We start from the raw sequence: 7,276 nt of genomic DNA on the forward strand, positions 1-7,276 counted from the left end.
TTTCAGCGCCGATGGTACTGCAGGGGGGACCCTGTGGGAGAGTAGGACGCCGCCGAACAATTTTTAGCCTCAACCCCCGGACCATGTCCGGGGGTTGAGGCATTTTTGCGTTGTGCACCAGTACGGTCCGGCTGAGTTCCACCTGAGTTCCCGCTGGGTTCCTGCCGGGGGATGACGGCTGAAGTCCGTTATCTACGCTGGATGCATGCGCTACGACCTCGTCATCTTCGACAACGACGGTGTGCTCGTCGACAGTGAGCCGATCTCCAACACCGTCCTGGCCGCGTATCTCACCGAACTCGGGCACCCGACGTCATACGAGGACTCCCTGCGCGACTACATGGGCGCCGCTGTGCACCGGGTGCACGACACGGTGCTGGAGAGGACCGGGCAGCGGCTGCCGGAGGACTTCGACGAGATCCTGCACGGCCGAGTCTTCGCCGCCTTCGAGCGGGAGTTGCAGCCGGTCAAGGGGGTGAGCGAGGTGCTCGGGATGCTTGTCGCGGAAGGGGTGCCGTACTGCGTGGCGTCGTCGGGGAGTCATGAGCGGATCCGGGTCGGGCACCGGAAGACCGGACTGGGTGCGTGGTTCCGGGGCGAGAACGTCTTCAGCGCGCAGGATGTGGGCCGGGGGAAGCCGGCGCCGGATCTGTTTCTGTACGCCGCCGAGCGGATGGGGGTCGCGCCCGAGCGGTGCGTCGTCGTGGAGGACAGCCCGCTCGGGGTCGCGGCGGCCCACGCGGCAGGGATGGATGTGTACGGGTTCACGGCGATGACGGCGGCCGCGAACCTCGCCGGTGCCAAGGCGCACTTCGCGGACATGACCGAGCTGCCGGGATTGCTCGTGTGATCCATCTACCCATGGGTAGATGAGCGGCTTACGCTGTGCGGCCATGACAGACGCGCGGTTGCGGCACGGACGGGGCTCGTTGGCGCTGAGCTTCTTCGTCCAGGGGGTGACCTTTGCGCTCCTCGTGACGCGCATACCTGCGATTCAGGACCGGTACGGGATATCCGACGGGCTGCTGCCGCTGTTTCTGGCGGCCGTGCCGATCCTGGCCGGGGTCGGCAGCGTAGTGACCGAGAAGCTTGTGGCGCGCGTGCGGCCGGGAGCCGTGCTGAGGTGGTCGCAGCCGGTTGTGCTGCTTTCGCTTCTGAGCGTGGGGGCGGGCAGCGAGCTGTGGCAGGTGGCTGCGGCTCTCGGGGCGTTCGGGCTTGCGGTCGGTGCGCTGGACGCGTCCATGAACATGCTCGGGGTGAGCTTGCAGCGGGAGTACGGGCGCAGCATCATGCTCGGTTTTCACGCCACGTACAGCCTCGGTGGGATCGTGGGCGCGTCGCTCGCATGGGTGGGGGCGCACTGGGATCTGCCGCTCGTGGTGTCGTATCTGCCGGTGGTGGCCGTGCTGTTGCCGGCGGCGCTGGTCGGGAGCCGGTGGTACGTGGACGCGGAGGACCGGCCGGGCCGCCAGGAGGAGGGCGCTGCGAGCGGGGCGCCGGTTGCCTTCAAGATGCTGCTGCCGCTGTGTCTGGTGATGACGTTCGCGTACATCGGGGATTCGACGGTCTCCAATTGGAGCGCGAAGTATCTCCAGGACGTACTGGGGGGCTCGGAGGAGCTGGCGACGGTCCCGTACAACGCGTACATGGTGACGACGCTGCTGGGGCGGGCAGTGGGGGATCTCGGCGTGCGGCGCTTCGGGGCTGTGGCGGTCGTGCGGTTCGGTACGGTGCTGGCCGCTGGTGGGTTCACGGTGGTCGCGGTGGCGCCCGGGGCGTGGGTGGGGCTTGCCGGGTTCACTCTGCTGGGGCTCGGGCTGTGTGTGATCGTGCCGCAGACGTTCGCGGCGGCGGGGAGGCTCGCTGGTGAAAGTCGCAGCCCGGGGGCGAGCGACGTGGCCGTCGCCCGTCTGAATGTTTTCAATTATGTGGGGTTCTTGATCGGGTCGCCGCTGGTCGGTGCGCTCGGAGATGCGTGGAACTACCGGGGCGCGATGCTCGTTCCGATGGTGTTGGTCCTTGTGACGTTGTTGTATGCCCGGTCGTTCATGGCGGAGTCCGACCGATACGGTGGCGAGCATGAGCGGCCGCGCACTGTTGATGTGGGACGAAGCGGTAACGAAGTATGACTTCGGAGCCGGCCATCCGATGGATCCGGTACGGCTCGCGCTGACCATGGGGTTGGTGCGGGCGTACGGGCTGGACCGTGTGGTGGATGTGGTGGCCGCGAAGCCGGCCGGGGAGTCGACGCTGCGGCTGGTCCACCGAGAGGACTATGTGGCGGCCGTGCGGGCGGCCTCCGAGGATCCGCGGACGGCGGACCAGTCGTACGGTCTGGGGACGATGGACGACCCGGCGTTCGCCGGCATGCATGAGGTGTCCGCACTGATCGCGGGACAGTCGGTGGGGGCGGCGGAGGCGGTCTGGCGTGGGGAAGCCGCGCATGCGGTGAACTTCGCGGGTGGGCTGCATCACGCGATGCCGGGGGCGGCGTCGGGGTTCTGTATCTACAACGACGCGTCGCTGGCGATCGCCCGGCTGCTGGAGCTGGGAGCCGAGCGGGTCGCGTACCTGGATGTGGACGTACATCACGGGGACGGGGTCCAGTCGGCGTTCTGGGACGACCCGAGGGTGCTGACGATTTCGCTGCACGAGCATCCGCGCATGCTGTTTCCGGGGACGGGGTGGCCTGAGGAGACAGGCGGGTCCGGGGCGGCCGAGGGCAGCGCCGTGAATGTGGCGCTGCCGGCGGGGACGGGCGACGAGGGCTGGCTGCGGGCGTTCCATGCCGTGGTGCCGGAGCTGTTGGCGGACTTCCGGCCACAGGTGCTGGTGACGCAGCACGGGGCGGATACGCACTTCGAGGATCCGCTGGCGCACCTGGCGGTGTCACTCGATGCGCAGCGGCTGGTGCAGGAGGCGTGCCACTCACTGGCGCACGAGTGCGTCGAGGGCGGGCGCTGGGTCGCCCTCGGGGGCGGCGGGTACGCGGTGGTGGATGTGGTGCCGCGGTCGTGGACGCACCTGGTGGGGATCGCCGGGCATGCGCCGGTGGATCCCGAGTCGGTGATTCCGTCGTCGTGGCGGGATGAAGTCTATGCGCGGACGAGGCAGTTGGGGCCGGGGCGGATGACGGACGGCCGTACGCCCGGGTGGCGGGCGTGGGAGGACGGGTACGACCCGGCGGACCGGCTGGACCAGGCGGTGCTGGCGACGAGGCGGGCGGTGTTTCCGCTGAGGGGACTGCTGGTCTAGGGCCTGATCCGAACGACAGGCCCTAGGGGGTGCCTTCTGGGTCGGGCCTGATCCAGAAGACAGGCCCTGGGGCGCGGGGCGGCGCGCTGACGGAGGAAGAGCGACGCGCTTCCGGAGGCGGGGAGGGTACCCGCGTTACGCCGACTGTGGGGATTTGCCGGGGTTTTTGGTGTGTGGGTCGGTGGGCTGCGGCAGCATCGGCGGTGTGTTGAGCAGGGGAGCGTTGCGGGCGCACTTGTTGGCGGCGAGGTTGGCCGGGCCGGTGGCCACGTCGAGGGAGGAGAGCCTGCGGAGCTATCGGCTGTTCGCGGCGCGGGATCCACGCGTCACGCTCGGACTCGATCCCGAATGGGTATGGGATGAGCGGGATTTGATCGCGTTAATGGCCGACAAGTGCGGGGTCTCCGGCGACCCAGGGCATGTTTCAGGGCCGGATGTGATCGATCCTGAGAAGACGTTGAGCGGGCTCGATGCGTTCGCCGAGCGGCTCGGGGTGCTGGCCGAGCGGCGGGGTGCGGTGCTGTTCGGGACCGGGCACCCGCATCGGCTGCTCGGGTTCTACGCCGAGCTGGCAGACGCTTTATCGGCGGCAGGCTGTCTCGTACTCACACCGGCGCAGGGGCGATGTGTCGACATAACGACCCGGTTCGGGGTACGCACGTACAACCTTGACTACGTACGGGGAGTCGCGCTGGTGCGGGAACCCGGCGTGCCGCTCGCCGGGCGTGAGACCGGTGCGCACACTCACTCGCCCCTCCCGGTTCGGGCCGCGATGGAGGGGGTTGCGGAGGTGGGAGGCCGCCTGCCCGAGCTGGTCGTCGGGGACCACGGCTGGGTCTGCGGGGCAGGTCAGCTGGGTTTTGAGGCCATCGGACTGGCCGACACGGACGATCCCGCGCTGTTCGTCGGCGAGGCCGAGGGGCAGGTGTCCGTCGCCGTTCCGCTTGATGACGCTGTGCGGTCCGATTACTACCGGCCGCTTACTCGCTATGTACTCAATCGAGCGTGTCTGTCACAGTAAACGGCCGATGGCTGCTCCTCTTCCCCACTCGCATCACCCGCCCCTAGTCTGGTGAGTGAGCGCACCGCGACGAAGAGTCACCGGAGGGGAAGCCGGTGTGCGTCGTGTGCGGAAGGTACAGGTGGGTCATGGCTGCTGGCGAGAGGCCTCTCAATGAGGTCAAGTTCCTGACCGTGGCGGAAGTCGCCTCGGTGATGCGCGTGTCGAAGATGACCGTGTACCGGTTGGTGCACAGTGGTCATCTGCCGGCGATTCGGGTGGGCAGGTCCTTCCGGGTCCCGGAGCAAGCGGTTCACGAGTACCTCCGCGAGTCTTTTGTGGGGGTGGAATCAGCCTGAGGCGCCCCTCGGATTACAAGCTCGGAGCTCGGGCCGGTAGGCTAGGCCGACGTAGGTCGTGTGGGCCCAGACGCCCCGCACCGAGTGAAGAGAAGTGAGCGAGGGTAGTCGTGGGCTCTGTTATCAAGAAGCGGCGCAAGCGGATGGCGAAGAAGAAGCACCGCAAGCTGCTCAAGCGCACGCGCGTTCAGCGTCGCAACAAGAAGTAAGCGGCGGCTGTCCGTGAATCCGCGGCCCTTCCACCCGAGTGGTGGAGGGGCCGCGGTGCGTTTGCGGGGCGCGCGCCGTCCCTCGAGGCATGCCGCCTGGACCGGCGGTGTCGTGCGTTGGGACCAATGAGCCGTGAAGAAAGCCCTGCGGTCATCACAGCGCAACATCAACCCGCTACGGTGACGCATAGCCAGGACCGAACGGAAGGCGCTGATCTTGGGCAAGGTCGTGCTCGTCACCGGTGTGGCCCGGCAGCTCGGGGGCCGCTTCGTACGCCGAATCCAGCGGGACCCCGAAGTGGACCGGGTGGTGGGCGTGGATGCGGTGACTCCCGAGCATCATCTCGGCGGTGCCGACTTCGTACGGGCGGACATCCGCCAGCCCGCGATAGCTCGAGTCCTTGCCGAGCATGATGTCGACACGGTCGTCCATATGGACGTCACGGGGACTCCCCTGGGCGCGGGCGGCCGCACGTCGGTCAAGGAGACCAACGTCATCGGCACCATGCAGCTGCTCGGCGCCTGCCAGAAGTCTCCGACCGTGCGGCGCCTGGTCGTCAAGTCCAGTACGAGCGTGTACGGCTCCGCGCCCCGCGACCCGGCCGTCTTCACCGAGACCACGCCGCCCAAGTCCCTCCCCAGTGGTGGCTTCGCCAAGGACGCGGTGGAGGTCGAGGGGTACGTACGCGGCTTCGCGCGCCGCAGGCCGGACGTGGCCGTGTGCGTGCTGCGCTTCGCGAACATCCTCGGGCCGCGCGCCGACTCCCCGCTCGCCGACTATTTCTCGCTGCCCGTCCTGCCGACCGTCTTCGGCTACGACCCGCGGTTGCAGTTCGTCCATGAGGACGACGTCATCGAGGTGTTGCGGACCGCCTCCCACGAGCCGCGCCGTGGAACGCTGAACAGCGGCACGTTCAATATCGCGGGCGATGGCGTGCTGCTGCTGTCGCAGTGCTCGCGGCGGCTGGGCCGCCCCACGGTGCCGGTGCTGCTGCCGGCCGTCACCTGGGTCGGGTCCGCACTGCGGACGGTCGGACTCACCGACTTCTCGCCGGAGCAGATCCGGCTGCTCACGCACGGCCGGGTGGTCAGTACCGTCCAGATGCGCGAGACGCTGGGCTTCACCCCCGCGTACACGACCGCGGAGACCTTCGCGGACTTCTCGCGCAGCCGCGGGCCGGGGCTGTTGCCGCCGGAGGCCCTGGCGAGGGCGGTCGACAAGGTCGCCGCTCTCCCGCTGGCGGGCGGCGCCAGGACCACCACTCAGAGCGCCGGATAAGGAGCGCAAGGAACGATGGCGGACGCCAAGGTCATTCCGTTCGACGACGACCGGTCACGCAACGGTACGCCGCAGCGCTCGGTGCGGCGGCGCCCCGGGGCAGGCCGGCGAAAGGCCGCCGAGGTAGCGGCTCGTGAGATCCCGGTGGGCACTGTGCCGGGGCAACTGGGCGGGGAGCGTACGGCGGCGCGGGACGCCGCCGCGGATGCCGGTACGGGCTCGGGCATGGCGTCCGACGGGTCGCCGCGCGTGCCGGAGACGGGCGGTGGCTGGGACCGGCGTATCGCGGGCGGGCTGGCCTTTCTGCGGCGCCGGGTCACCGGTGACTACGAGGTCGACGAGTTCGGCTACGACAAGGAGCTCACCGACCAGGTGCTCATGTCGCTGCTGCGGCCGCTGTACGAGAAGTACTTCCGGGTCGAGGTGAAGGGCATCGAGAACATCCCGTCGGAGGGCGGGGCGCTCGTCGTGGCCAACCACTCCGGGACGCTGCCGCTGGACGGGCTGATGATGCAGGTCGCCGTCCACGACAATCACCCGGCCGGCCGCCATCTGCGGCTGCTCGCCGCGGATCTGGTCTTCGTGCTGCCGGTGATAAACGAGCTGGCGCGGAAGGCCGGGCACACGCTGGCGTGCGCGGAGGACGCGGAGCGGCTGCTGCAGCAGGGCGAGGTCGTCGGCGTCATGCCGGAGGGCTTCAAGGGCATCGGCAAGCCCTTCAGCGAGCGGTACAAGCTGCAGCGCTTCGGGCGTGGCGGCTTCGTCTCGACGGCGCTGCGGGCGGGGACGCCGATCGTGCCCTGCTCGATCGTCGGGGCGGAGGAGATCTACCCGATGGTCGGTAACGCGAAAACGCTGGCGCGGCTGCTGGGGTTCCCGTACTTCCCGCTCACGCCGACGTTCCCCTGGCTGGGGCCGCTGGGGGCGGTGCCGCTGCCGACGAAGTGGACGATCCAGTTCGGGGAGCCGATCCCGACGGACGGCTATCCGCCGGAGGCGGCGGAGGATCCGATGCTGATGTTCAACCTGACGGACCAGGTGCGGGAGCAGATCCAGCACACCCTGTACAAGCTGCTGGTGCAGCGGCGGTCGGTGTTCTTCTGAGGGGCCTGTTCGGCCTTCTGGCGTCATGACGTCATGAGGGAGGGGCGGGAGACCGGGTGTCTCCCGCCCC

Annotated in this window: 8 protein-coding genes; all 8 read left to right on the forward strand. The window is 68.8% G+C overall.

Going from position 1 to position 7,276, the window contains the following annotated elements:
* Window positions 1-205 precede the first annotated feature (205 nt).
* The 8 genes from ACWGI8_RS35610 to ACWGI8_RS35645 all read left to right on the forward strand — a co-directional run bounded on the left by ACWGI8_RS35610 (window position 206) and on the right by ACWGI8_RS35645 (window position 7,206).
* Complete coding sequence (locus ACWGI8_RS35610; RefSeq protein ID WP_453667403.1) at window positions 206-850, forward strand: HAD family hydrolase; 645 nt, start codon at window positions 206-208, stop codon at window positions 848-850.
* Window positions 851-893: 43 nt separating this feature from the next.
* Window positions 894-2,129, forward strand: a complete 1,236-nt coding sequence (locus tag ACWGI8_RS35615; protein WP_453667405.1) for an MFS transporter — start codon at window positions 894-896, stop codon at window positions 2,127-2,129.
* On the forward strand, window positions 2,080-3,255 hold the full coding sequence (locus ACWGI8_RS35620) for an acetoin utilization protein AcuC (RefSeq protein ID WP_453667407.1): 1,176 nt from the start codon (window positions 2,080-2,082) through the stop codon (window positions 3,253-3,255). The genes ACWGI8_RS35615 and ACWGI8_RS35620 overlap by 50 nt, the downstream gene beginning before the upstream one ends.
* 205 nt (window positions 3,256-3,460) lie before the next feature.
* Window positions 3,461-4,276 (forward strand): phosphatase, encoded by an 816-nt coding sequence (locus ACWGI8_RS35625; RefSeq protein WP_453667409.1) that lies wholly within the window; start codon window positions 3,461-3,463, stop codon window positions 4,274-4,276.
* A 128-nt stretch (window positions 4,277-4,404) separates the two neighbouring features.
* A complete protein-coding gene (locus ACWGI8_RS35630; RefSeq protein WP_158687078.1) occupies window positions 4,405-4,614 on the forward strand; it encodes a helix-turn-helix domain-containing protein in 210 nt (69 codons plus the stop codon).
* Between the two features lie 110 nt (window positions 4,615-4,724).
* Window positions 4,725-4,823, forward strand: coding sequence for a 30S ribosomal protein bS22 (locus ACWGI8_RS35635; RefSeq protein WP_003948845.1), 99 nt, complete (start codon window positions 4,725-4,727; stop codon window positions 4,821-4,823).
* Window positions 4,824-5,040: 217 nt separating this feature from the next.
* Window positions 5,041-6,102 (forward strand): NAD-dependent epimerase/dehydratase family protein, encoded by a 1,062-nt coding sequence (locus ACWGI8_RS35640; protein WP_453667411.1) that lies wholly within the window; start codon window positions 5,041-5,043, stop codon window positions 6,100-6,102.
* A gap of 15 nt (window positions 6,103-6,117) precedes the next feature.
* Window positions 6,118-7,206, forward strand: a complete 1,089-nt coding sequence (locus ACWGI8_RS35645; protein WP_453667412.1) for a lysophospholipid acyltransferase family protein — start codon at window positions 6,118-6,120, stop codon at window positions 7,204-7,206.
* Window positions 7,207-7,276 lie beyond the last annotated feature (70 nt).

The organism is Streptomyces sp. NPDC054841, from assembly GCF_053611045.1.

Bases quoted from the DNA above. Each gene is read 5' to 3' on its own strand.
- ACWGI8_RS35645 (WP_453667412.1), top strand. From the start codon at position 6,118: ATGGCGGACGCCAAGGTCATTCCGTTCGACGACGACCGGTCACGCAAC.
- ACWGI8_RS35615 (WP_453667405.1), top strand. From the start codon at position 894: ATGACAGACGCGCGGTTGCGGCACGGACGGGGCTCGTTGGCGCTGAGC.
- ACWGI8_RS35610 (WP_453667403.1), top strand. From the start codon at position 206: ATGCGCTACGACCTCGTCATCTTCGACAACGACGGTGTGCTCGTCGAC.
- ACWGI8_RS35620 (WP_453667407.1), top strand. From the start codon at position 2,080: ATGAGCGGCCGCGCACTGTTGATGTGGGACGAAGCGGTAACGAAGTAT.
- ACWGI8_RS35630 (WP_158687078.1), top strand. From the start codon at position 4,405: ATGGCTGCTGGCGAGAGGCCTCTCAATGAGGTCAAGTTCCTGACCGTG.